The organism is Plantibacter sp. MCCC 1A11337 (assembly GCF_013349365.1).
Taxonomy (GTDB): domain Bacteria; phylum Actinomycetota; class Actinomycetes; order Actinomycetales; family Microbacteriaceae; genus Plantibacter; species Plantibacter flavus_A.
In genome coordinates, this window is the sequence record NZ_JABJWX010000007.1 from 41,009 (window position 1) to 62,698 (window position 21,690).

Annotated in this window: 22 protein-coding genes; 15 read left to right on the plus strand and 7 right to left on the minus strand. The window is 71.0% G+C overall.

Annotation, left to right across the window (positions count from 1 at the left end; genetic code table 11):
* Positions 1-4: 4 nt before the first annotated feature.
* From HOW07_RS18740 to HOW07_RS18760, 6 genes are read left to right on the plus strand one after another with little or no spacing between them, the layout of a single operon-like run.
* The gene (locus HOW07_RS18740) at positions 5-955 is read left to right on the plus strand and encodes an ABC transporter permease (protein ID WP_175118272.1); all 951 of its coding nucleotides are present in this window, start codon (positions 5-7) and stop codon (positions 953-955) included.
* The gene (locus HOW07_RS18745) at positions 952-1,932 is read left to right on the plus strand and encodes an ABC transporter permease (RefSeq protein WP_175118274.1); all 981 of its coding nucleotides are present in this window, start codon (positions 952-954) and stop codon (positions 1,930-1,932) included. The genes HOW07_RS18740 and HOW07_RS18745 overlap by 4 nt, the downstream gene beginning before the upstream one ends.
* Positions 1,929-3,500, plus strand: coding sequence for an ABC transporter substrate-binding protein (locus tag HOW07_RS18750; RefSeq protein WP_121290482.1), 1,572 nt, complete (start codon positions 1,929-1,931; stop codon positions 3,498-3,500). The genes HOW07_RS18745 and HOW07_RS18750 overlap by 4 nt, the downstream gene beginning before the upstream one ends.
* A gap of 57 nt (positions 3,501-3,557) precedes the next feature.
* Positions 3,558-4,427, plus strand: a complete 870-nt coding sequence (locus tag HOW07_RS19205; RefSeq protein ID WP_217485422.1) for an ABC transporter ATP-binding protein — start codon at positions 3,558-3,560, stop codon at positions 4,425-4,427.
* Complete coding sequence (locus HOW07_RS19210; protein WP_217485423.1) at positions 4,424-5,197, plus strand: ATP-binding cassette domain-containing protein; 774 nt, start codon at positions 4,424-4,426, stop codon at positions 5,195-5,197. The genes HOW07_RS19205 and HOW07_RS19210 overlap by 4 nt, the downstream gene beginning before the upstream one ends.
* Before the next feature lie 36 nt (positions 5,198-5,233).
* A complete protein-coding gene (locus HOW07_RS18760; protein WP_175118276.1) occupies positions 5,234-5,659 on the plus strand; it encodes a cupin domain-containing protein in 426 nt (141 codons plus the stop codon).
* A 14-nt stretch (positions 5,660-5,673) separates the two neighbouring features.
* Here the strand turns inward: HOW07_RS18760 and HOW07_RS18765 are convergent, their stop codons facing one another.
* Positions 5,674-7,479, minus strand: coding sequence for a GAF domain-containing protein (locus HOW07_RS18765; RefSeq protein WP_217485424.1), 1,806 nt, complete (start codon positions 7,477-7,479; stop codon positions 5,674-5,676).
* A gap of 202 nt (positions 7,480-7,681) precedes the next feature.
* Between HOW07_RS18765 and HOW07_RS18770 the strand changes: the two genes are divergently transcribed.
* The 7 genes from HOW07_RS18770 (at position 7,682) to HOW07_RS18800 (ending at position 16,193) form a co-directional block, all read left to right on the plus strand.
* On the plus strand, positions 7,682-8,956 hold the full coding sequence (locus tag HOW07_RS18770; RefSeq protein ID WP_121290490.1) for a hydroxymethylglutaryl-CoA reductase, degradative: 1,275 nt from the start codon (positions 7,682-7,684) through the stop codon (positions 8,954-8,956).
* Positions 8,953-9,933 (plus strand): hydroxymethylglutaryl-CoA lyase, encoded by a 981-nt coding sequence (locus tag HOW07_RS18775; protein ID WP_121290492.1) that lies wholly within the window; start codon positions 8,953-8,955, stop codon positions 9,931-9,933. The genes HOW07_RS18770 and HOW07_RS18775 overlap by 4 nt, the downstream gene beginning before the upstream one ends.
* Complete coding sequence (locus HOW07_RS18780; RefSeq protein WP_175118280.1) at positions 9,930-10,604, plus strand: FMN-binding negative transcriptional regulator; 675 nt, start codon at positions 9,930-9,932, stop codon at positions 10,602-10,604. The genes HOW07_RS18775 and HOW07_RS18780 overlap by 4 nt, the downstream gene beginning before the upstream one ends.
* Positions 10,601-12,064, plus strand: coding sequence for an amidohydrolase family protein (locus tag HOW07_RS18785; RefSeq protein WP_175118282.1), 1,464 nt, complete (start codon positions 10,601-10,603; stop codon positions 12,062-12,064). Before HOW07_RS18780 ends, HOW07_RS18785 begins: the two co-directional genes overlap by 4 nt.
* Entirely contained in the window at positions 12,064-13,734 is a 1,671-nt protein-coding gene (locus tag HOW07_RS18790) for an amidohydrolase (protein ID WP_175118284.1), read from the plus strand. Before HOW07_RS18785 ends, HOW07_RS18790 begins: the two co-directional genes overlap by 1 nt.
* Positions 13,731-14,912, plus strand: coding sequence for a M20 family metallopeptidase (locus HOW07_RS18795; RefSeq protein ID WP_175118286.1), 1,182 nt, complete (start codon positions 13,731-13,733; stop codon positions 14,910-14,912). Before HOW07_RS18790 ends, HOW07_RS18795 begins: the two co-directional genes overlap by 4 nt.
* Positions 14,913-15,008: 96 nt before the next feature.
* Complete coding sequence (locus tag HOW07_RS18800; RefSeq protein WP_175118288.1) at positions 15,009-16,193, plus strand: ATP-binding protein; 1,185 nt, start codon at positions 15,009-15,011, stop codon at positions 16,191-16,193.
* Here the strand turns inward: HOW07_RS18800 and HOW07_RS18805 are convergent.
* The gene (locus HOW07_RS18805) at positions 16,182-16,727 is read right to left on the minus strand and encodes a CGNR zinc finger domain-containing protein (RefSeq protein WP_175118290.1); all 546 of its coding nucleotides are present in this window, start codon (positions 16,725-16,727) and stop codon (positions 16,182-16,184) included. The genes HOW07_RS18800 and HOW07_RS18805 overlap by 12 nt on opposite strands.
* A gap of 25 nt (positions 16,728-16,752) precedes the next feature.
* Between HOW07_RS18805 and HOW07_RS18810 the strand changes: the two genes are divergently transcribed.
* Positions 16,753-16,971 carry a hypothetical protein gene (locus HOW07_RS18810; RefSeq protein ID WP_121290505.1) on the plus strand — a complete coding sequence of 73 codons (219 nt, stop codon included), beginning with the start codon at positions 16,753-16,755 and terminating at the stop codon, positions 16,969-16,971.
* Between the two features lie 101 nt (positions 16,972-17,072).
* Positions 17,073-17,537, plus strand: coding sequence for a carboxymuconolactone decarboxylase family protein (locus HOW07_RS18815; protein ID WP_064295451.1), 465 nt, complete (start codon positions 17,073-17,075; stop codon positions 17,535-17,537).
* Positions 17,538-17,543: 6 nt separating this feature from the next.
* Here the strand turns inward: HOW07_RS18815 and HOW07_RS18820 are convergent, their stop codons facing one another.
* Genes HOW07_RS18820 through HOW07_RS18840 form a run of 5 tightly spaced genes read right to left on the minus strand, consistent with a single transcriptional unit; the run spans position 17,544 to position 21,396 of the window.
* Complete coding sequence (locus HOW07_RS18820) at positions 17,544-17,729, minus strand: hypothetical protein (RefSeq protein WP_064295450.1); 186 nt, start codon at positions 17,727-17,729, stop codon at positions 17,544-17,546.
* Positions 17,730-17,767: 38 nt separating this feature from the next.
* Complete coding sequence (locus HOW07_RS18825; protein WP_175118292.1) at positions 17,768-18,571, minus strand: ABC transporter ATP-binding protein; 804 nt, start codon at positions 18,569-18,571, stop codon at positions 17,768-17,770.
* Positions 18,572-18,605: 34 nt separating this feature from the next.
* Entirely contained in the window at positions 18,606-19,658 is a 1,053-nt protein-coding gene (locus HOW07_RS18830; protein WP_371743723.1) for a FecCD family ABC transporter permease, read from the minus strand.
* The gene (locus HOW07_RS18835) at positions 19,655-20,698 is read right to left on the minus strand and encodes an iron ABC transporter permease (RefSeq protein WP_254773596.1); all 1,044 of its coding nucleotides are present in this window, start codon (positions 20,696-20,698) and stop codon (positions 19,655-19,657) included. The genes HOW07_RS18830 and HOW07_RS18835 overlap by 4 nt, the downstream gene beginning before the upstream one ends.
* Positions 20,698-21,396, minus strand: coding sequence for an ABC transporter substrate-binding protein (locus tag HOW07_RS18840; RefSeq protein ID WP_371743724.1), 699 nt, complete (start codon positions 21,394-21,396; stop codon positions 20,698-20,700). Before HOW07_RS18840 ends, HOW07_RS18835 begins: the two co-directional genes overlap by 1 nt.
* Positions 21,397-21,690 lie beyond the last annotated feature (294 nt).

The window sequence follows — 21,690 nt, forward strand, 5'->3', positions numbered from 1 at the left end:
TCCCATGGCGCGATACATCGTCTCCCGGGTCCTGTCGTCGCTCTTCGTCCTGTTCGTCCTGTCCGTCCTCGTCTTCTCGATGGTCCGGGTGATCCCGGGCGACCCCCTGTCGGCGTTCGCGGACCCCTCGAACCCCGACCCGGCCGCGCTCGACGCCCTCCGCACGGAGCTCGGCCTCGATCGACCCTGGCTGACGCAGTACCTCGCGTGGCTGCTCGGTGTCCTGCAGGGTGACTTCGGACGAGCCATCACCGTCCCGAACGAGGTGTCCAACCTCATCGCCCAGCGCCTCCCGCTCAGCCTCACCCTCGCCGTCATGGCGACCCTGTTCGGGACCGTCCTCGGCATCCCGGCCGGTGTCCTCGCAGCGACCCGGTGGCGTCGGGCCCCCGACAACGCGGTCCGAGGGCTGTCCTTCGTGCTCCTCGCGACGCCGCCGTTCGTGCTCGGCACCGTCCTCATCCTCGTGAACTCACTCACCCTGCGCCTGCCGCTCGTGGGTACGGCGGGGGCGAGCGGGGATCCGCTGCGACTCGTCGGCGTGCTGGTCCTGCCGGCACTCCTCATCGGTCTCGTCCTCGCGGCGATCGTCGCCAGGTACACCCGCGGCACCCTGCTCGACACGCTCGGACAGGACTTCGTCCGCACGGCGCGAGCCAAAGGGGCGTCACCGTCCCGGCTGGTCGGTCGGCACGCGCTGCGCAACGCCCTCATCCCGGTCACGACCGTGATCGGCATCGAACTCGCCGCGCTCGTCGGCGGGACGGTCGTCATCGAGACCGTGTTCGCGCTCCCCGGGATGGGCTCGCTCCTCCTCACCGGCATCCGCTCGTCCGACTACCCGATCATCCAGGCGACCGTGCTGCTCATCGGTGCGGTCTACGTGCTCATCAACTTCATCGTCGATCTGATCTACCCGCTGATCGACCCACGAGTGAGGGCCCACACGTCATGACGGTCACCCGCGCCATCGCGCTCGCGAAGATCGACGGCCGCCGCCGTCGCAACGGGTTCGGCCCCGCCTTCTGGAGCGGATCCGGCATCCTCGTCGGCATCCTCCTGCTCGCCGGATGGATGACCCTCGCGCCGCCCTACGACCCGTTCGCCGCCTCCGGACCGGCCCTCGCCGCGCCGAGCCTCGACCACCTGCTCGGCACCGACAACCTCGGCCGCGACAACCTCACCCGGCTGGCGCTCGCCGCACGGACGAGTCTGCTCATCTCGGGCGCCGCCGCCCTGCTCGGTGCGGTCATCGGCACCGCGCTGGGGCTCGTGGCCGGGTACCTGGGCGGCTGGGTCGACGCGATCATCATGCGGATCGTGGACGCGGCGCTCGCCCTGCCGGCGATCCTCGTCGCGCTCGTCGTCGGGGTCGTCATCGGCACCGGGCCCTGGCCGCTCATCATCGCCCTCGGCCTCGTGTTCGCGCCGGGATTCGCCAGGGTCATGCGAGCCCCGGTCATCGCGCTGCGCGAACGGGACTTCGTCCTCGCAGCGACGCTCAGTGGTGTGCGGGGACATCGGGTGATCGTCGAGCACCTGCTCCCCAACGTCCTGACGCCGCTCTTCGTGCAGTTCGCGTCCGTCGCCTCGCAGGTGGTCCTCATCGAAGCCGCGCTCAGCTACCTCGGACAGGGTGTCCAGGCGCCCGAACCCTCGGCCGGCCGCATGATCAGCGAGTTCACGCGCTTCATGCAGGTGCAGCCCCTCCTCATCGTCCTGCCCTCCCTCGTGATCATCCTGCTCTCGGCGGCCTGGAACCTCCTCGCCGACGGGCTCCAGGACCGCTTCGCCCCGAGGCGGGAGCCCGCGTTCTCGCTCAGCCGCCCACGCGGGCGTCGCCGAGCGTCAGCGGCGCACCACGGCACGTCATCCGGCACCACCATCGACGCGGCGTCCACGGACGACGCTCCAGAGAAGAGGCAGCAATGAAGACACGCATCCTCGCGGGGACGGTCGCCATCGTGGCGGCGTCCCTCGCGCTCAGCGGCTGTGCGCCCGGCGGATCCACGGCCGACGCGGGCGGCGACCCGGTCGCCGGCGGCACCCTGCACTGGGGAGTCCCGGCCGAGCCGTCGGCCGGCGGACTCGACCCGATGGCCGCCAGCGCGATCGCCGCCGAGGTCATCAACGCCGTCGCGTACGACACGCTGCTCGCGAAGGACGACGACGGCGAGGTCATCCCGGCGCTCGCCACCGAGTGGTCGCAACCGGACGAACTCACCTGGGTCTTCGAGCTGCGCGACGACGTCACCTTCGCCGACGGCAGCGCGTTCAGCGCCGACGACGTCGTCTACTCCTTCAACCTCATGAAAGAGGCCACCACGTCGGCGAGCACCTACCTGGCGAACGTCTCGAGCATCGAGAAGACCGGTGAGACCGAGGTCACGTTCCGGTTCAGCGCACCGGACGGCACCTTCGTGGACGCGGTCTCCGCACGCCAGACGTTCTTCATCGTGAGCGAGGAGGGCTATGGCGCGGCGACCCCGGACGAGCGGCAGCGGACCACCTTCGGGACCGGCGCGTTCCAGGTGACCGACTGGAGCGACGGTGTCAGCGTCACGATGGCGAAGAACGAGAACGCCTGGCAGGACACGAAACCGTACCTCGACGAGATCGTCTTCGACTTCATCCCCGACGAGTCCGCACGCCTCGCCGCGCTGCAGCAGGGCAGCATCCAGGCCGCCTACTTCACGGACGGGAGCCTCGCCGATCAGGCGGTCCAGGCCGGATTCACCCTCGGGGAGGCGTCCTACCGCCAGAACCTCGCGATCTACATCAACCCGGAGACCGGGCCGCTCGCCGATATCGACGTCCGTCGCGCCGTCGCGCTGTCCCTCGACCGCCAGGCCCTCGTCGACACGGCGATGCTCGGCTACGCCGCGCTGTCGTTCGTGCCACCGGCCGGTGACCCCGGCGCGCTCGACCCGAAGGGGCTGCCGTACTACGAGCGCGACGTCAGCCGGGCGAAGGAACTCCTCGCGGACGCCGGCCAGCCGAATCCGACCATCACGCTCAGCTACATGGGCGACGTCGCACAGTCGCACCACCCCGTCTACGAGATGATGCAGCAGCAGCTCGCCGAAGCGGGCATCACCCTGAAGCTCGACGCGAAGCCGCTGTCGGAGATCGCCCCGGTCTTCACCACCGGCGAGAGCTGGACCGACCTCGTCGCCATCCCGGGCAGCCCTCGTGCTGCGTCGCTGTTCTACTACGACCCCGTGCTCGTCGACGGCGGGGTCTACAACCACTGGGAGGGGAACCCCGAGGCGGATGCGGCTCGAGAGCTCTTCCAGCAGGCGAAGAGCGCCTCGGACCCGGGCGAATACGCCGAACTCGTCGACCAGCTGGCAGAGGAAGCGGCCGAGCAGGTGCTCGAGATCGTGCCGGTCGCGGTCCCGGTCTACTTCGAGGTCTGGGACAGCGCCAAGCTGCACGATTACCAGAGCGACGCGTACTACTCCAGGTACCGGCTCGACGAGGCCTGGCTGAGCCAGTAGTCCTGTCGTCCACCCCACCGTCCCTCCCGCACCACTCGAGCGAAAGCTGGTCTGACCATGGATCGAGACGTCGACGCCCTCCACGTGGAGGGGCTGAGCATCGCCTACGGTGGCGCTGCGCCATCGGTGCAGGACGTGTCCCTGCGCGTCGGTCCGGGGGAGATCGTCGGGGTGATCGGCGAGTCCGGGAGCGGGAAGTCGAGCATCGCCCTCGCGATGATGGGGCTGCTGCCGGACTCGGCGACGGTCACGGCGTCCCGTCTCGACGTCGCGGGGACCGACATGCAGGGTGCCACGGAACGTGACTGGTCGGGGCTCCGCGGAGCGCGCGCCTCGATGGTGTTCCAGGAGCCGATGTCCGCCCTCAACCCGTGCATGCGGATCGGGGCGCAGATCGCCGAGGTCCTCCGCATCCACGGGATCGCCGACAAACGGCAGGCTCGGGCGCGGGCGTTGGAGATCCTGCACCTCGTTCGGATGCCCGACGCGGAACGACGGCTCGGTTACTACCCCCACCAGCTGTCCGGCGGCCAACGCCAGCGAGTCGTGATCGCCATCGCGGTGGCCGCCGGACCGACCCTGCTCGTCGCAGACGAGCCGACGACCGCGCTCGACGTGACGGTGCAGGCACAGATCCTGGAGCTGTTGCGGACTCTGCGCGACGAGACGGGGATGGGCGTCCTGTTCATCAGCCACGACCTCGGCGTCATCGGGCAGCTCTGCGAGCGGGTCGCCGTGATGTACCGCGGGCGCATCGTCGAGACCGGCCGCGCCGAGCGGGTCCTCGCGGACCCGCAGCATCCGTACACCCGGGCGCTCCTCGAGAGCATTCCGCGACCGTCGGTGCCGGTGCGGTCGCCGTTGGCGGTCATCCCCGTCGACAACGGCTTCGCCGAGGCACCGGCGGTCCTGGAGGAGGTCCGATGAGCGACACCCTGCTCCGCGTCGACGGCGTCACGCAACGGTTCGGCCACGGTGAGCACGCGACGCTCGCGCTCGACGACGTGTCGCTCGAGGTGCGTCGGGGCGAGACGCTCGGACTCGTCGGAGAATCCGGCTCCGGGAAGAGCACCCTCGCCCGGGCGATCCTCCTGATGCGGCGACCGAGCTCGGGCCGCATCGAGTTCGACGGTGGCGACGTCTCGCGGCTCCGTGGGTCGGCGCTGCGGACGCACCGGCGGCGGGTGCAGATGGTGTTCCAGGACCCCAGCGACTCCCTCGACCCGCGCTTCACGGTGGCACGTTCGATCGCCGAACCGCTCGTCGCCGCAGGCATGGGTTCGGCCGCGCGTCGAGCCCGGGTCGTCGAGTCACTTCACCAGGTCGGGTTGCCGGGGGACGCCGCGGGGCGCTTCCCTCACGAGTTCTCCGGCGGGCAACGGCAGCGCATCGCGATCGCCAGGGCCATGGCGGCGAAGCCCGAGTTCGTCGTCCTGGACGAGCCGACCTCGGCCCTCGACGTCTCCGTGCAGGCGCAGGTGCTCAACCTGCTCGTCCGCCTCCAGGAGGAGACGGGTGTGACGTACCTCTTCATCACCCACAACCTCGCGGTCGTCCATCACGTCGCGCATCGGGTGGCGGTGATGCGCAACGGCCGCGTCGTGGAGGAGGGGACGGGGGAGCAGGTCATGACCCGGCCTCAGGACGCCTACACGCGCGAACTCCTCGAGTCGATGCCCGTCCTCTACCGGACCTGATCCCACCACCGATCGACGACCACCGGGAGGAATCTGATGCGCGTGCAACGACTCGGCGACAACGCTCACGAGGCGGCCCTGTACGAGGGCCCGGGCCGGATCGAGCTGGAGTGGTACTTCCAGCAGACCACGGCCCTGCCGTCATCGGTCATGCGGTATCGCCTCGAACCCGGAGCAGCAGAGGGCGAGCACCTCCACCTGGAGGGTGACGACGCGAGTTGTTCGCCGAACAGCTCCGACGAACTGTACGTCGTCACCGCGGGCGAACTCGTCGTGACCTCGGGTGAGCACCGGAGGTTGTTGCGATCCGGCGACGCGTTCTACGCGCCGGCCGGGCTCGTCCACGGTGTCCGCAACGAGTCCGACGCCGTGGCCGAGATGATCCTCGTCTTCGGCCCTCCGACGGGCAACCCGTTCCCGCAGTCGGGCGTGGAGGCCTTCTCCGCGGACACGGACCGCTGATCCGGCGACCTCGCCTACCGTCCGGCCTGCAACTGCTCACGGAGCTCGTCGAGGCGGACGGCGATGCCGAGCCGGAACATGCGCTCGTCCTCGCGCCAGGACGCTCCGAGCACCTGGTCGAGCCGGTCGAGCCGCTGGAGGATCGTGTTCGTGTGGAAGTTCAGGGCGCGCGCCGTGCGGGTGGGGCTCGCGTTGTTCCGCACGAACGCGCGCAGCGTCCCGAGCAGGTCGGCGTTCCGCTCGGCGTCGTAGCGCCGGACGAGTCCGATGGTGTCGCGCAGGAAGTCGGCGAGCGCCCGCGCATCGGTGTCGAAGATCGCGGAGTAGGGCAGGAAGTCGTCGGTCGAAGCGGTGAGGTCCGAGAGTTCCAGCGCGGCGATGAGTCTGGCGGTGCGCATCGCGCTGGTGAACGCGGAGGTGAGGGCGTCGGGAGCGGTGCGGGGTACGACGGCGACGACGGGCTGCTGGATGCTGCCGGCGACGTGTCGGCGGACGGCGTCGGCGTCGAGCGGCCGGCCGTCGGAGGCGTGTGCGGCGACGACGTACCCGCGGTACTCGCCGACGAGCGCATGGTCGTCGAGTCGGCGGCTGAGCGCTCTGGCGGCGGTGGTCTGCTGGTCTCCCGGGACGGCGAGGATGAGCAGGGAGTCGAGTTCGTGCAGGTCGATGCCGAGGCGCCTGGCGCGTCGTTCGACGTCGGATCGGCGTTCGGGCACGTCGTCGAGGAGGTCGGCGATGAGTTCGCTGCGGACGCGGTGGTCGGCGCCCGAGGCCGCTTCCTGCTGCAGCTCGAGGAGGGCCGCGACCTGGGCCGCGCGTTCGACGGTGCGGAGGTCGACGGCGCCGAGCTCGAAGTCGCCGTCACCGAGGATGAGCGCACCGAAATGACGGCTGCCGGCGGACAGGGCGGCGACCGCTCCGACACCGCCGCTCGCGACCAGGACGCAGTGGCCCGAGCGACGGCTGTCGGTGATGGCTGCGCGGGTGGCGTCGTCGAGGTCGAGCATGCCGGGGGAGAGCGGGAGCCCGGCCGCCGCGATCACCCGGTCCTGCGCGTCGGTCACGGCGACCGCACGGCCGAGTGCGGTGGCGAGCGTCTCCGCGACGGGCGCGAATCCGCCCCCGGCGAGGACCGCCTGGACGAGTTCCTGGTGGACGGTGTTCGCCCGGTCGCGTTCGACGAGGTGGGCGGTGAGGTCCGCGAGGTTCCGTCGGCTGGCGTCCTCGGAGTCCTGCAGGTCGCGGAGGGTCTGCGTCGTCTGGAGGATGACCGAGGCGTGGTCCGCGAGCGCCGCCAGGAGCGCGACCTCGTCGGAAGAGAAGTCCTTCCGGTCGCGGTTACCGACGAAGAGGACGCCGATGACGTCGTCGCTCGTGAGCATCGGCACGCCGAGCAGGGAGACGAGCCCCTCCGCTGCGACCGCGTCATCGATGCCGCGCTCGTGTCGGTCGGTCGAGTAGTCGGAGTAGTCCGCGACCCACTGGGCCGTGCGCGATTCGACGACGACGCTCGCGAGCCCTCGCCCGGGAGGCACCCGGAGCGTCTGGAACGACGGACTGACGGAGCCACTCGTCTCGCGGACCCGTAACTCGTGCGTGACCGGGTCGAACTCGGACAGGTAGGCCAGATCGACGCCCATCATCTGGTGGGCGCGCTGGACGAGCCTGGCGAGCACGGCGTCGCTGTCGCGGAGCTCGGCCAGTTCACGGGCGCTGGAGAACAGGGCGGAGAGCTCGTGCTCGCGGCGTCGCAGCCGGATCAGCTCCCGCTCGGTGTCGTGGACGGGGTCGGCGTCGACGAGGTCGGTGGCCGTTCGCATGTCGGCAGGCTCTCGCATCGGGTCTCCTGACTGGTCCCTCAGGAGTCTAAAGCGACGGCCGGTCCAGCGGGGTGTGGGATCCGCCCACACGATCGTCGATCCGCTGAGTCATCCACCCATCGTCGTCGACGATCACCGCTCCTAGGGTCGTCTTGACCGCAGCACCGAGGATCCGGTGTCTGCCTGTACCGAAGGGCGACCCATGCCGAGAAACAGCCGAATCCAGGGGCTGCGCGACCACACGCCGGACGAGCGGCTCGAGCTCGTCGCCGATGGGGCCGGGATCGAGGCGGAGGCTCTCGCCGCACTGCGCCCCGACGCCGGCCTGTCGATCGCCCAGGCGGACCACCTGGTGGAGAACGTCGTCGGCGTCATCGCCGTCCCGGTGGGCGTCGCGACGAACTTCACGATCGACGGCGAGGACCGACTCGTCCCCATGGCGACGGAGGAGCCGAGCGTCGTCGCCGCGGCTTCCAACGCCGCCCGCATCGCGCGCGTGCACGGCGGCTTCCGGACGTCGTCGTCGGGCGACGTCATGATCGCGCAGATCCAGATCCTCGACGCGGTCGACCCGCACGCCGCGCGGCTCCGTGTCCTCGAGGCCCGGGACGAACTGCTCGCCCTCGCGAACGAGCTCGACCCGATCCTCGTCTCCTTCGGCGGTGGCGCCCGAGACATCGACGTCCGGATCCTGCCGACGCGCGTCGGGACGCAGGTCATCGTCCACCTCCACGTCGACGTCCGCGACGCCATGGGCGCGAACGCCGTGAACACGATGGCGGAGGCGATCGCGCCCCGCATCGCCGAGATCGCCGGATCGCGGACCCTCCTGCGGATCCTCACGAACAAGGCCGATCAGCGCATCACCCGGGCGAGAGCGGTCTTCGACGCCGACCTCCTCGGTGGTGCGCAGGTCGTCGCCGACATCGTCGCCGCGAGCGCGTTCGCCGAGGCCGATCCGTACCGGGCGGCCACACACAACAAGGGCATCATGAACGGCATCACGGCCGTCGTCCTCGCCACGGGCAACGACACCCGGGCCGTCGAGGCCGGCTGCCACTCCCACGCGGCGCGGTCCGGTCACTACTCGGCGCTGTCGCAGTTCGAGCAGGACGTCGACGGGAACCTCGTCGGCACGATCGAGGTCCCACTGGCCGTCGGACTCGTCGGTGGAGCGACGAAAGCACACCCGACGGCGCAGGCGGGCGTCACCCTCCTCGGTGTGGGGACAGCCCGGGAACTCGCAGCCGTCATCGCCTCGGTGGGCCTCGCCCAGAACCTGGCCGCGTGTCGGGCGCTCGCCGCCGAAGGCATCCAGCGCGGACACATGACGCTGCACGCACGGACGATCGCGGCGAGCGCCGGCGCGACCGTGGACGAGATCGGGGCGGTCGCGTCGAGGATCGTCGCCGACCGTCGGATCCGGGTCGAGTACGCGCGTGAGGTGCTCGACGAGCTCCGGGCGACGTCGGCATGAGCGGCCTTCCGCAGCCCCGGATGGAACCGGTGGACGGTCTCCCGACACGGGTGCGCGTCTACGAGGTGGCACCGCGGGACGGGCTGCAGGCCGAGACGGACATCCTGCCGACGGCGGTGAAGGCGGAGCTCTGTCGGCGCCTGTACGAGGCGGGGTCGCGGGACCTCGAGGTGACGAGTTTCGTACCGGCCACCTGGATCCCGCAGTTCGCGGATGCGGAACGGCTCGTCGCGGGACTCGAGGTGCCGACGGGTGCTCGGGCGGTCGGCCTCGTGCCGAACCTGCGCGGTCTGCATCGGGCGATCGACGCGGGTGTCCGGGAGGCGTCCGTGGTCGTGAGCGCGTCGGAGTCGTTCGCCAGGGCCAATCTCAACACCTCGCGCGAGGGGGCCGTCGAACGGGCCGAGGAGGTCGTCGCCGCCGCGACCGCGGAGGGCGTCCCGGTGCGCGGCTACGTGTCGATGGCGTTCGGGGACCCCTGGGAGGGTGCTGTCGATCCGGCGACGGTCGTCGAGGCCGCCGTGCGGCTCTACCGCGCCGGGTGTTCGACGGTCGCCGTCAGCGACACGATCGGCGTGGGGACGCCCGGGCTCACGACCCGCGTCGTCCGGGACGTGCTCGCCGCCGGGATACCGGTCGAGGCGGTCGCGCTGCATCTGCACGACACCTACGGGCAGGGACTCGCCAACGTGTACGCGGCGCTCTCCCTGGGCGTCGCCGAGTTCGACTCCTCCGTGGGTGGCCTGGGTCGCTGCCCGTACGCGAAGGGCGCCACCGGTAACCTCGCAACCGAGGACCTCGTGTGGATGCTCCACGGGCTCGGGATCGAGACCGGGCTCGACCTCGGGGCCCTCGCCGCGACGACCGCCTGGTTGGCGCGCGTCCGGGGCGTCGCAGCCCCCTCGAACGTGGCGACGGCCCTGGCGGCCGCAGCGTCCGCGGTCGACACCCCGAGCACCGCAGGAGGCGGCAGATGAGGCACACCCCCGAGTACGTCCAGGGCGACGTCGAAGCCGTCCGCGCACTCGTGCGCGAGCACCCCTGGGCGACGGTCGTCAGTCACGTCCCCGGTCGTGGGCTCGTCTCGTCGCACTATCCGGTCCTGCTCGAGGAGGACGAGGACGGGATCGTGCTCCTCAGCCACGTCGGGCGGCCGGATGAGCGACTGCACGAGCTCGGCCAGCATGAGGTCATGGTGATCGTCTACGGGCCCCAGGGGTACGTGTCCCCGAGCTGGTACGACACCTCGCCGGCCGTCCCCACCTGGAACTTCGCGGTCGCTCACCTGTACGGGGTGCCCGAACTGCTCCCGGACGAGGAGAACCTGCAGGTACTCGACCGCCTCGTCGCCCACTTCGAGCGTGTGCTGCCCGAGCCGTACCTGATGAACGGGACGATCGCGAACAGCGAGTACGCGGCGCGCATCGTCCACGGGACGGTCGGGTTCCGCCTGCGCGTGACCCGGTTCGAGGCCAAGGAGAAGATGAGCCAGGACAAACCGGCCGCGGTCGTCGAACGGGTCGTCACGGCGCTCGGGGAGCCGGGTCCGTACCAGAACGTGACCCTGGCCGCCCGCATGGCGGCCCTCCATGGGCTCGACACGGGGACGACGGCGCCGACCACCGACGACGGGACAGGGACACCGTGACCGAGCTCACGCTCCGGAATGCACGGCCCTCCGGCGGCGAGCCCGTCGACATCCTCGTCCGCGAGGGTCGGATCGCCGAGATCGGACCGGCCGGGACGGTCCAGGCGTCCGGCGAGGTCGTGGACGTCGCCGGACGCACCGTCGGACCGGGGCTCTGGGACGCCCACGTCCACATGACCCAGTGGGTGATCCAGCGGCGCCGGATCGACCTGACCGCCACCGCGAGCGCGGCCGACGTCCTCGCGGCCGTCCGTCGCGCGGTCGAGACCGATGCACCCCTCACCGACGGTTTCCTCATGGGGTACGGCTTCCGTGACGGCCTGTGGACGCAGCCGGCGACCCTCGCCGCGCTGGAGGCCACCGAATCGGACGTGCCCGTCGTCCTCGTCAGCGGCGACCTGCACTGCGCCTGGATGAACACGCGCGCCGCGCGACGCCTCGGCTTGGACCTCGACGCGAGCGGGGTCGTCGCCGAAGCACCGTGGATCGAGGCGCTGCAGCGGATCGACCAGCGCTCCGGGCTCGCCGCGCACGCCTACCGGGACGCCGCCGACGCGGCAGCCCGCCGCGGCGTCGTCGGAGTCGTCGAGTTCGAGAACACCGACAACCTCGGCGAGTGGTCCGAGCGCATCGCGGACGGCGCGACGAGCCTGCGGATCGAGGCCGCCGCGTGGCCCGACCGGCTGGAGTCCGTCATCGCGGCGGGACTCCGCACCGGCGACACGATCGACCCGGCCGGACTCCTCACCATGGGACGACTCAAGGTCGTCGTCGACGGTTCCCTCAACACGAGGACCGCCTGGTGCTGGGACCCGTATCCGGGCGCCGACCCCTCGAGCCCGCACGCCTGCGGGGTCGAGAGCGTCTCCGTCGACGAGCTTCGCCGACTGCTGGAACGAGCGAGGAGCGCCGGGATCGAGGCGGCCGTCCACGCGATCGGCGACCGAGCCAACACCGAGGTCCTCGACACCTTCGAAGCGCTCGGGATGCTTGGCGTCATCGAGCACGCCCAGCTCGTGCGCGAGCAGGACTTCGCCCGGTTCGCGAGCCTCGGGCTCATCGCGAGCGTGCAACCCGAGCACGCGATGGACGACCGCGACGTCGCCGACCGCCACTGGAGCGGCCGCACGGGTCGCGCCTTCGCGTTCGGATCCCTGCACCGCGCAGGCGTCGGCCTCCGACTCGGCTCGGATGCTCCGGTCTCGCCTCTCGACCCGTGGCAGGCGATCGCCTCCGCGACGAGCCGGAGTCGCGACGGACGCGACGCCTGGCACCCCGAGCAACGGCTCCCGCTGGACGTGGCCCTGGCCGCGAGCGTCCGGACGTCGATCGCGGTCGGGCAGCCCGCCGACCTCGTCATCACGGACCTCGATCCGTTCGACGCCGACGCCGAGCGGCTGCGGTCGATGCCGGTCGCCGCGACCCTGCTCGGCGGTCGATTCACCTGGCGCGCGATCTGATGGCAGCCGAGACCGAGACGGAGACCCCCACCGTGACACCGCAACCCACCGTGACGCCGGCCACCTCGCAGCTCTTCACGAACGCCCGGGTGTTCACCGGCACCGACGAAACGGACGTCGCCTCCGCGTTCCGCATCGTCGACGGCCGCTTCGACTGGGTGGGCGAAGCGTCCGCCGTTGCGGGGGAATCCGCGGTCGACCTCGGCGGACGCACCGTGCTGCCCGGCCTCATCGACAGCCACACCCACCCGGCGCTCATGGTCGCCACCGCTGTGGCCGCCGAGTGCTTCCCGCCGTCGGTGGTCTCGATCGACGGACTCGTGGAGCGGCTGCGCGAGCACCAGGCGACCCTGACGACGCCGAGCGCCTGGGTGCTCGGCCGAGGGTTCGACGACACGAAGTTCCCCGAGGGGCGGATGCCGACCGCGGCCGATCTCGACGCGGTGTCCACAGAACGCCCCGTCCTCGTCTGGCGCTGCGACGCCCATTCCGCCGTCTGCAACACCGCGGCGCTCCGCCTCGCGGGCATCACGGCCATCACGCCCGACCCGGCCGGAGCACGTTTCGAACGCGGACCGGACGGCGAACCGAACGGCGTCCTCACCGAGATCGCCGCGGTCGATGCGGTCGCCAGGTTCATCCCCGTGCCGGAACGCGACGAGCAGGTCGCCTCGCTCGTCGCGATCGGCGAGGAACTGGCCTCACGAGGGATCGTCGCCGTGTGCGACCTGCTGTCCAACCGGCTGCACGACCCGCTCGACGCCTTCCGCGCCGCTGCCGCCAAGGGGCTCCGCACCCGCGTCGCCCTCTACCCGGGCTGGGACCCCTCCGCGCCACTCGACGAGCTGACCCCTGACGATCGCGAGGGGCGGATCCGCATCGGCGGGGTGAAGGTCGTCCTCGACGGGGCCTACTCGAACCGCACCGCCTGGGTCGCCGAACCGTATCCCGAATCCTGCGACCACGGACTCCGGTTGGTCGAGGACGACGACGTCCTCGCAGCCGGCGCCTGGGCTCGCCGCAACGGCGTCCAGCTCGCGGTGCACGCCATGGGTGACCAAGCGCTCGACCGCGTCGCGAGCCTCTTCGCAGACCAGGAGCCCTGGCTCGACGGCATCCCGTCCGTCCGCATCGAGCACGCGACCATCATCAGCGAGGAGTACGCCGAACGGCTCCGCGGCGCGCGCATGACCTTCGGGATCGCCACCCACACCGTGTTCTTCTTCGCCGAATACGACGGCTACGAACTCGCACTCCGCGCCGAACAGGTCCCCGACGCCTACCCGATCGCCCGGTTGTTCCGCACCATCGGGCCACTCGCGCTCTCCTCCGATCGCCCCGCCACCGCCTGGAGCGGCGCCGACGACGTCATGCTCTCCGTCGAGGCCGCCGTCCGACGACAGGCCTACAACGGCGCCGACTTCGTCCCCGAGGAAGCCGTCAGCGTCGCCCAGGCGCTCCTGCTGTACACGGGACGAGCCGGCCTGCTCTCGCCGCTCGACAGTGTCGGTCGGATCGCCACGGGGTACGACGGCAGCTTCGCCGTCCTCGACCGCGACGTCTTCTCCGTCCCCGCGGACGAGATCGCCACCGTCAGGGTCGCGGAGACGTGGATCCGCGGCGAGCAGGTGTACCGGCGCTCGCCGCACGTCGAAACGGTGCGCTCGTGACCGTCTTCCAGGAGGACGCGACGGCGATACGCGACGAGCTCGTGGCGGTCCGGCGCGAACTGCATCAGGCCGTCGAGGTCGGCCTCGACCTGCCCGCGACCCAGGGGATCATCCTGCGCGAACTCGCAGGGCTCGGCCTGGAGGTCACGACGGGCACCGGCCTCTCCTCGGTCGTCGCCGTCCTCCGGGGTGGTGCTCCGGGCCCCACCGTGCTGCTCCGTGCCGACATGGACGGTCTGCCGGTGACCGAGGCGACCGGGTTGCCGTTCGCGTCGACGTCCGGAGCCATGCACGCCTGCGGCCACGATCTCCACATGGCGGGTCTCCTCGGCGCCGTCCGTCTGCTCGCCGCCCGTCGCGACGACCTCGCCGGCACGGTCGTGTTCATGTTCCAGCCCGGGGAGGAGGGCCAGGCCGGCGCGCGGCTCATGCTCGAGGAAGGCCTCCTCGACAGCGCGGGAGAGCGACCCGTCGCGGCGTACGCGCTGCACGTGGACTGCAGCACCCCACGCGGGCAGCTCGTCACCCGGGAGGGCGCCATGATGGCGAGTGCCAACGCCCTGCAGCTCACCATCCGTGGGACGGGCGGTCACGCGGCCTTTCCACACCTCGCCGTCGACCCGGTGCCGGTCGCCGCGCACCTCATCCTCGCGGTGCAGACCTTCGCGGCACGGAGACTCCCGGCCACCGACCAGGCCGTCATCTCCGTCACCCGGTTGAGCAGCGACTCCGAGGCCAGCAACGTGCTCGCCTCGGCCGTCAGCCTGGAGGCGAACATCCGCACGCTGTCGAAGGCGACGCTCACCACGGTGCGCGAGCAGCTGCCCGAGCTGCTGACCGCGATCGCCGAGGCGCACGGCTGCACCCTCGAGTCGACGTTCATCGCGTCCTACCCCGTCACCGTCAACGATCCTGAGGAGACGCGGTTCGTCCTCAGCACGCTCGACGCGCTCGTGGGGCCAGACCGGGTGACCCGGCAGGAGGTGCCGTCGATGGCGTCGGAGGACTTCGCCTACATCCTCGACGAGGTCCCCGGCACGCTCGTCTTCGTCGGCGCCGCCCCCGACGATGGCTCCGTCGCCCTGCACTCCGAACGCGCAGTGTTCGACGACGGCGTCCTCGACCTGCAGGCCGCGGTGCTCGCCGAACTCGCCTGGAGGCGACTCCGGATCCGTTGACCGCTGGGATGAGACATCCCCGACAGCCGGGGCGGTGCATGTGCCCTGGATGGGTAGCATGGACACGTTCCGGATTCCGACGACGAAAGGGCGCGCGTGATCACCGCAGAGGACATCACGAGGCGTGCCGCGATCGCCGAGTACCAGGTCGTCGGTCGGCCACCCGAGACCGATCTGCAGAGCCTCGTCCAGCTCGCCGCGACCATGTGCGATGTGCCGAAGGCCGTCATCAACATCATCGACGACCGGTTCCAGCATCAGATCGCCGCGGTCGGGCTCGAACCGGCGAGCTGTTCGCGCGAGGACTCGATGTGCGCGGTCGTGTTCCAGGAGCACACCCGCACGATGGTGTCCGATGCCCGCCAGGACGAGCGGTTCTCGACGAACCCGTTCGTGACGGGCGAGATCGCGAACGTCCGGTTCTACGCCTCGAGTCCGCTGGTCACTCCGGACGGGGTACCCATCGGGACCCTCTGCATCTTCGATGATCGCGTCCGGGAGCTGTCGCCGGAACACGGCCGAGCGCTCGACCTCCTGGCCCGTCAGGTCGTCGACGTCCTCGAGCTGCTCCGCCTCACGCACGAGCTCGGCCAGTCCAACGAGCAGCTCGCCCAGTTCGCCGGCCAGGTGAGCCACGACCTGCGCAACCCGCTCATGGCGGTCTCCGGGTTCCTCGAGCTGGCGACCGACAGCCCGGAGATGGCGAACGCGCCGCACGCGGCGAAGGCGCTCGCCCGAGCCGAGTCCGCCGCGGACCGGATGGCGGCGATGATCACCGATCTGCTCGATTTCGCCCGGATCGGTGGCGCCCGCCCGCGACGCGTCCCGATCGACCTCGGGTCGCTCGTGTCCTCGGTGGTCGAGGACCTCGACGCGACCATCACCGCGACCGGCGCGACCGTCGACGTCGACACGCCCCTCCAGGTGCACGGCGATGAGACGCTGCTGGGTGCGCTGCTGCAGAACCTGATCGCGAACGCGGTGAAGTTCAGTGCAGCCGGCGGCGTCGTCCCGCACGTGCTGGTGCAGGCTGAACGGGTCTCCGCCGGGGTGCTGATCGCGGTCGAGGACAACGGTCCCGGTGTCGCCCCGGAGCAGCGTGAGCGGGTCTTCGACCTCATGGAACGCGGGGCGGGCGGCGAGGTCGCGGGTCTCGGCATCGGTCTCTCGACCTGTCGGCGCATCGTCGAGGCGCACGGTGGCCGCATCGAGATCGACGACTCCGGGCTCGGGGGAGCGAGCGTCTGGTTCCTGTTGCCCGACGCCCGATCAGCGGGCTGAGCCGCCCGCACGTGCGCGGTGTCTGCGGACGCCCGACCGGTTGGCGCAGCGCACCGAGCAGTAGCGCTGACGGCCGTTGCGGGTGACGTCGACGACGACCCGCCGGCAGGGGTCGCCGGGTTCGGCCCCCGCGGCACACCGACCGAGACGCTGCATGCCCCTCGTCGTCAGGTGGAGGGCGGTTCCGACGCTGATCACCGCGGCGAGGACCTCGGGGAGCGCCTGATGCTCGTCGCGGTAGTGCAGGTGCCACCCCTCGCCGTCGTGGTCCGTCAGTCGCGGGAACGCGGCCGCCGACGCCATCTGACGGTTGAGTGCGGTCGCCCTGGCCTGATCGTCGGCCGCATCGACGACGGTGAGCCATTCGTCGACGACCCGACGGACTCGGGCGTGGTCGTCGGTCACCTCGGTGAAGGGCATGGTCATCCCATGCTCGCGGGTGCGGGCGACGATGCCGTGCCGGTCGTCGGGCCAGTCGTTCGCCAGCGACGCGGCCAGGAGGACGGCATACGAGCCGTAAGGGTTGAGATGCATAACGCCATTACATCATGGTGGAGTCATGACCCTCCTCGACGCACCCCCGCAGTCCTCCGAACCGTCGCCGAACGCCCTCGACGCCTGCCGCCACACCTGGGCGACGGAGTCGGCGCACACCACCTCGGAGGGGTCGCTGCGCTACCTCCGGTGTACCGCTTGCGGCAGCCGTCGGGTGGAACTGCGACCCCACGCCGACGCACCAGCGGTCGCGGTCACGCGCCAGGACATCCCGCCGCGGTGATGCACCACCGAGACGGACCACGGTGACGTCCTCCCGCCGCGCGCGTTAGCGTTGGACGCATGCATGCGGGACCGCGCCCGCCCAGTGACGAGAGGAACCCCATGAGCGCCGACGTCTGGCTCGACAAGGAATCACCCGAGGTCTATCAGGCGCTCGTCGAGACCGGACGCGCCGCGGGTCGAGCGGCCCTCGCCACCGGCATCGACAAGCGGCTCATCGAGCTGATCCGGATCCGGGCCTCACAGATCAACGGTTGCGCGTACTGCCTGCGCATCCACGTCGCCGATGCGATCGCGCTCGGCGAGACCACGGAACGCCTCGCCATCCTGTCCGCCTGGCGCGACAGCGAGTACTTCAGCCCGGTGGAGCAGGCAGCCCTCGCGATCACCGAGGACGTCACCCTCATCGCGGACGTGCAACATCGCCGGCGACTGCCGGACGACGACCTGTCGACGCTCACGAACGGTCAGATCGCCGCCGTCCGATGGCTGGCGATCGTCATCAACGCCTTCAACCGCGTCTCGATCACGAGCCACTACCCGGTGCGCCCGGAGCAGGCGGACTGACGGCGGTCAGTCCTTCCGGCGTCTCGCGCCGCGGAACCACGCTGCGACGCGGGTGCCCAGCCCGTCGGAGTACTCGTTCGAGAGGTCGAGCGTCTCCTGGCCGAGATCGCCACCGTTCCTGATCGACTCGAGCGCACGCAGTGCCCGGGCCTCCTGCTCGGCGGCTCGCTTCCGGCGGTCCTCATCACCCATGCGCCCAGCCTAGACGCGGTCGGCGGTGACGCCCGCGTTCACACCGTCACGTGGTGACGGCCGATCGGCAGCATGAGCGGCCTGCCCGAGGTCGGATCGGTGATGACCTGGTTCTGCAGTCCGAACACCGCGCGCACCGTCGACTCCGTCAGCACCTCGTGGGGTGTCCCCGCCGCATGGACGCGGCCGCCGGCGAGGGCGATGAGGTGGTCGGCGTATCGTGCGGCGAGGTTCAGGTCGTGGAGCACCATGACGATGGTCGTCCCGCGCGAACGGTTGAGGTCCGTGAGGAGGTCGAGCACCTCCACCTGGTGGCTCACATCGAGGAAGGTGGTCGGTTCGTCGAGGAGGAGCAGGTCGGTCTGCTGCGCGAGCGCCATCGCGATCCACACTCGCTGACGCTGTCCGCCGGACAGCTCGTCGACGTGCCGGTCCGAGAGCTCGCTCGTCTCGGTGGCGTCGAGGGCTGCGGCGACGGCGACGTCGTCCTCGGTGCTCCAGCGCGAGAGGAAGCCCTGGTGCGGGTGCCTGCCCCGGCCGACGAGGTCGGCGACCGTGATCCCCTCCGGAGCGATGGGCGACTGCGGGAGCAGGCCGAGCGTGCGTGCCAGCTGCTTCGCCGGCAGTCGGTGCACGTCCTTGCCATCGAGGACGACCCGACCGCTCCGAGGCGTCAGCAGGCGGGACATCGATCGCAGCAGCGTCGACTTGCCGCAGGCGTTGGCGCCGACGATCGCCGTCACCCGGCCGGGTGGAACCAGGAGGTCGAGCCCGTCGATGACGGTCCGGTCGCCGTAGCCGAGCGCGAGTCGCTCGACGAGGAGCTGATGTTCCGTGGTCACAGGGTGCCTCCGGGATGGTCGGGCGGCGTGCCGGTCACAGCGAGCCACCGGCGCGATTGGTGCGGATGATGAGCCAGATGAGGAACGGCGCCCCGAGCACCCCGGTCACGACGCCGACGGGGTAGCGTGCGCCGAGGAGGTACTGCCCGGTGAGATCGGCCACGAGGACGAGGAGGGCGCCCACGAGCGCGGCGGGCACGAGCATCGACCCGCCGCGGCCGACGATCCGCGAGGCGATGGGGCCGGAGAGGAACGCGACGAACGCGATGGGACCCGACGCCGCGGTCGCGAACGCGATCAGCCCGACGGCCGCGACGATGATGATCAACCGGGTCCGGTCGACGCGGACGCCGAGCGCGGCGGCGGTGTCGTCGCCGAGCTGAGTCGCGGCGAGGTTCCTCGACTGGGCGAGGAGGACGGGGCCGAGCACGAGCAGTGCCACGACGACCGGACCGAGCTGCGACCAGCTCGTCCCGTTGAGACTGCCGGTCAGCCACCGGGTGGCCTCCTGCAGGTCCCACTGGGCAGCCCGCGACAGGATGTACGTCGTGACGCTGTCGAGCATGGCGGCGACACCGATGCCGATCAGGATGAGTCGGGTTCCGGCGACGCCGCCGCGGTAGGCCAGGACGTAGACGAGGACCGCCACCGCGAGGCCGACGACGATGGCGAAGACCGACACCTCGGTCGCGCCGAGCGAGAGGGTGACGATCGCGAAGGCGGCGGCTGCGCTCGACCCGGCGCTGATGCCGATGATGTCCGGGCTCGCGAGCGGGTTCCGGAGCATCGTCTGGAAGGTGACGCCGGCCAGGCCGAACGAGGCGCCGGCGACGACCGCGAGGACCGCCCGGGGGAGCCGCAACCGTCCGACGGCGAAGGAGGCGCCCGGCACGTCGTGACCGAGGATGACGCGCACGACGTCGCTCGGCGGATAGAAGGTGTTGCCCACCATCAGCGAGATCAGGAAGACCGCGACGATGAGTGCGGCGAGGGCGGTCATGACGGCGACCCGGCGACGACGGCGCACCAGGCGTCCACCGACGACGCGGTCGATGGTCGAGGGCGTCTGCTCGTCGACGCCGGTCACAGGGCGCTCACCTTCTGGCGGCGGACGATCGCGATGAAGATCGGTGCGCCGATCAGCGCGGTGATGATGCCCACGTCGATCTCCGCGGGGCGGGCGACGATGCGGCCGAGGACGTCGGCGACGGTGAGGAGGATCGCCCCGACGACGGCGGAGAAGGGGAGGAGCCACCGGTGGTCGACGCCGACGATGAGCCGACAGGCGTGCGGTACGACGAGCCCGACGAAGCCGATGGGACCGGTGACCGCGGTCGCCGCCCCGCAGAGCACCACCGAACCGAGCGCAGCCGCACCCCGTGCGATGGCGACCCGTTCGCCGAGGCCGGCGGCGAGGTCGTCGCCGAGTGCGAGGGAGTTGAGGCCGCGGGCCGACAGCAGGCAGACGAGGAACCCGACGACGAGGAACGGGAGGACCTGTTCGAGCTGGACGACGGTGGCGCCACCGACGCCCCCGATCTGCCAGGACCGCACACTGCTCGCGATGTCGCCGCGGGGCAGCACGACGGCGGTGATGACGGAGGCGAGGGCGGCGGACGTCGCGGCCCCGGCGAGGGCGAGTTTGAGTGGGGTCGCGCCACCGCGGCCGAGCGAGCCGACCGTGTACACGAAGACCGCCGTGGCTCCGGCACCGATGATCGCGACCCAGACGGTGGTGTTCGCCGCTGCGAGCCCGAAGTAGGCGAGACCGGTCACGACGGCGAGGGAGGCGCCGAGGTTGATCCCGAGGATGCCCGGGTCGGCGAGGGGGTTGCGGGTCACGCCCTGCATGACGGCGCCGGAGACGCCGAGCGCCGCACCGGCCACGACCGCCAGGAGCGTGCGTGGGATCCGCTTGGCCACCGCCGCCTGGTCGAAGCCGTCCACGCCACCCGCGAAGGCACCGAGGACCGCCGACCAGTCGACGTCGCGCGAGCCGATCGTCACGGAACCGACCATCGCGGCGAGGAGGACGAGGGCTGCGACGAGGAGCCAGAGCCCACGAACCCGCCTCGGGCGTCGCACGACGGCGACACCCGAGGCGGGTGGGGTGGCGGTGCCGGTGATCACGCCGCCTGGTCAGCCGCCTGCGCGAGCAGCTTCAGGTAGTCGTCCAGGATCCAGGAGATCGAGAGCGGCGTCGGGTTGGCGGCGGTTCCGAGGGGGCTGGTGCCGGGGAGGGCGACGATGGCGCGGTTCGCGACCGCGGGCATCTGCGACAGCAGCGGGTCGGCCTCGAGCGCCGCGATGAGCTCGTCGCCACCGTACGTCACGATGATGTCGACGTCGCTGAATGCGTCGGCCTGTTCGGCGCTCTGCGTGAGGGAGAACGACTCGGTCTCGGCGGAGGCCGTCGCGACGCTCTCGGGGAACGCGAGGCCGAGGTCCTCGAAGAACGCGGTGCGGGTGTCGTGGGTCGTGTAGTAGCTGACCTCGCTGAGGTCACTGGTGTCGACGTGGGTGAGGAACATCGCGGTCTTGCCCTCGAGCTGCGGGTACGCCGCCGCCGCGTCGCTGATCTCGTCTTCGAGCTGCGTCACGAGTGCTTCGCCCTCGTCAGCCATGCCCATCGCCTCGCTGTTGAACAGGATGGTGTCGCGCCAGGACGTGCCCCAGGCGGTCTCCGGGTAGGCCACGACGGGGGCGATCTCGGTGAGGGTGTCGTAGTCCTCCTGGGTGAGCCCCGAGTATGCGGCGAGGATGACGTCGGGGTTCGTGTCGGCGACGGCTTCGAAGTCGATCCCGTCGGTCTCGTCAAAGAGCACCGGGGTCTCGGCGTCGAGCGCTTCGAGCTTCTCCTCGACCCAGGGGAGCTCCCGTCGCCGTCGTCGTCACCGAAGTTCGCAGCGGCCATCCCGACGGGCACGACGCCGAGGGCCAGTGGCACCTCGTGGTTCGCCCAGTTCACGGTGGCGACGCGCTCCGGCTTGGCGTCGATCGTCGTGGTGCCGAGGGCGTGCTCGATCGTAATCGGCGTGAAGCCGTCGCCGCTGCCGGTGCCTTCGTCGGCCGACGACGACGAGCAGGCCGCGAGGCCGACGGTGAGGAACGCCGCCGCG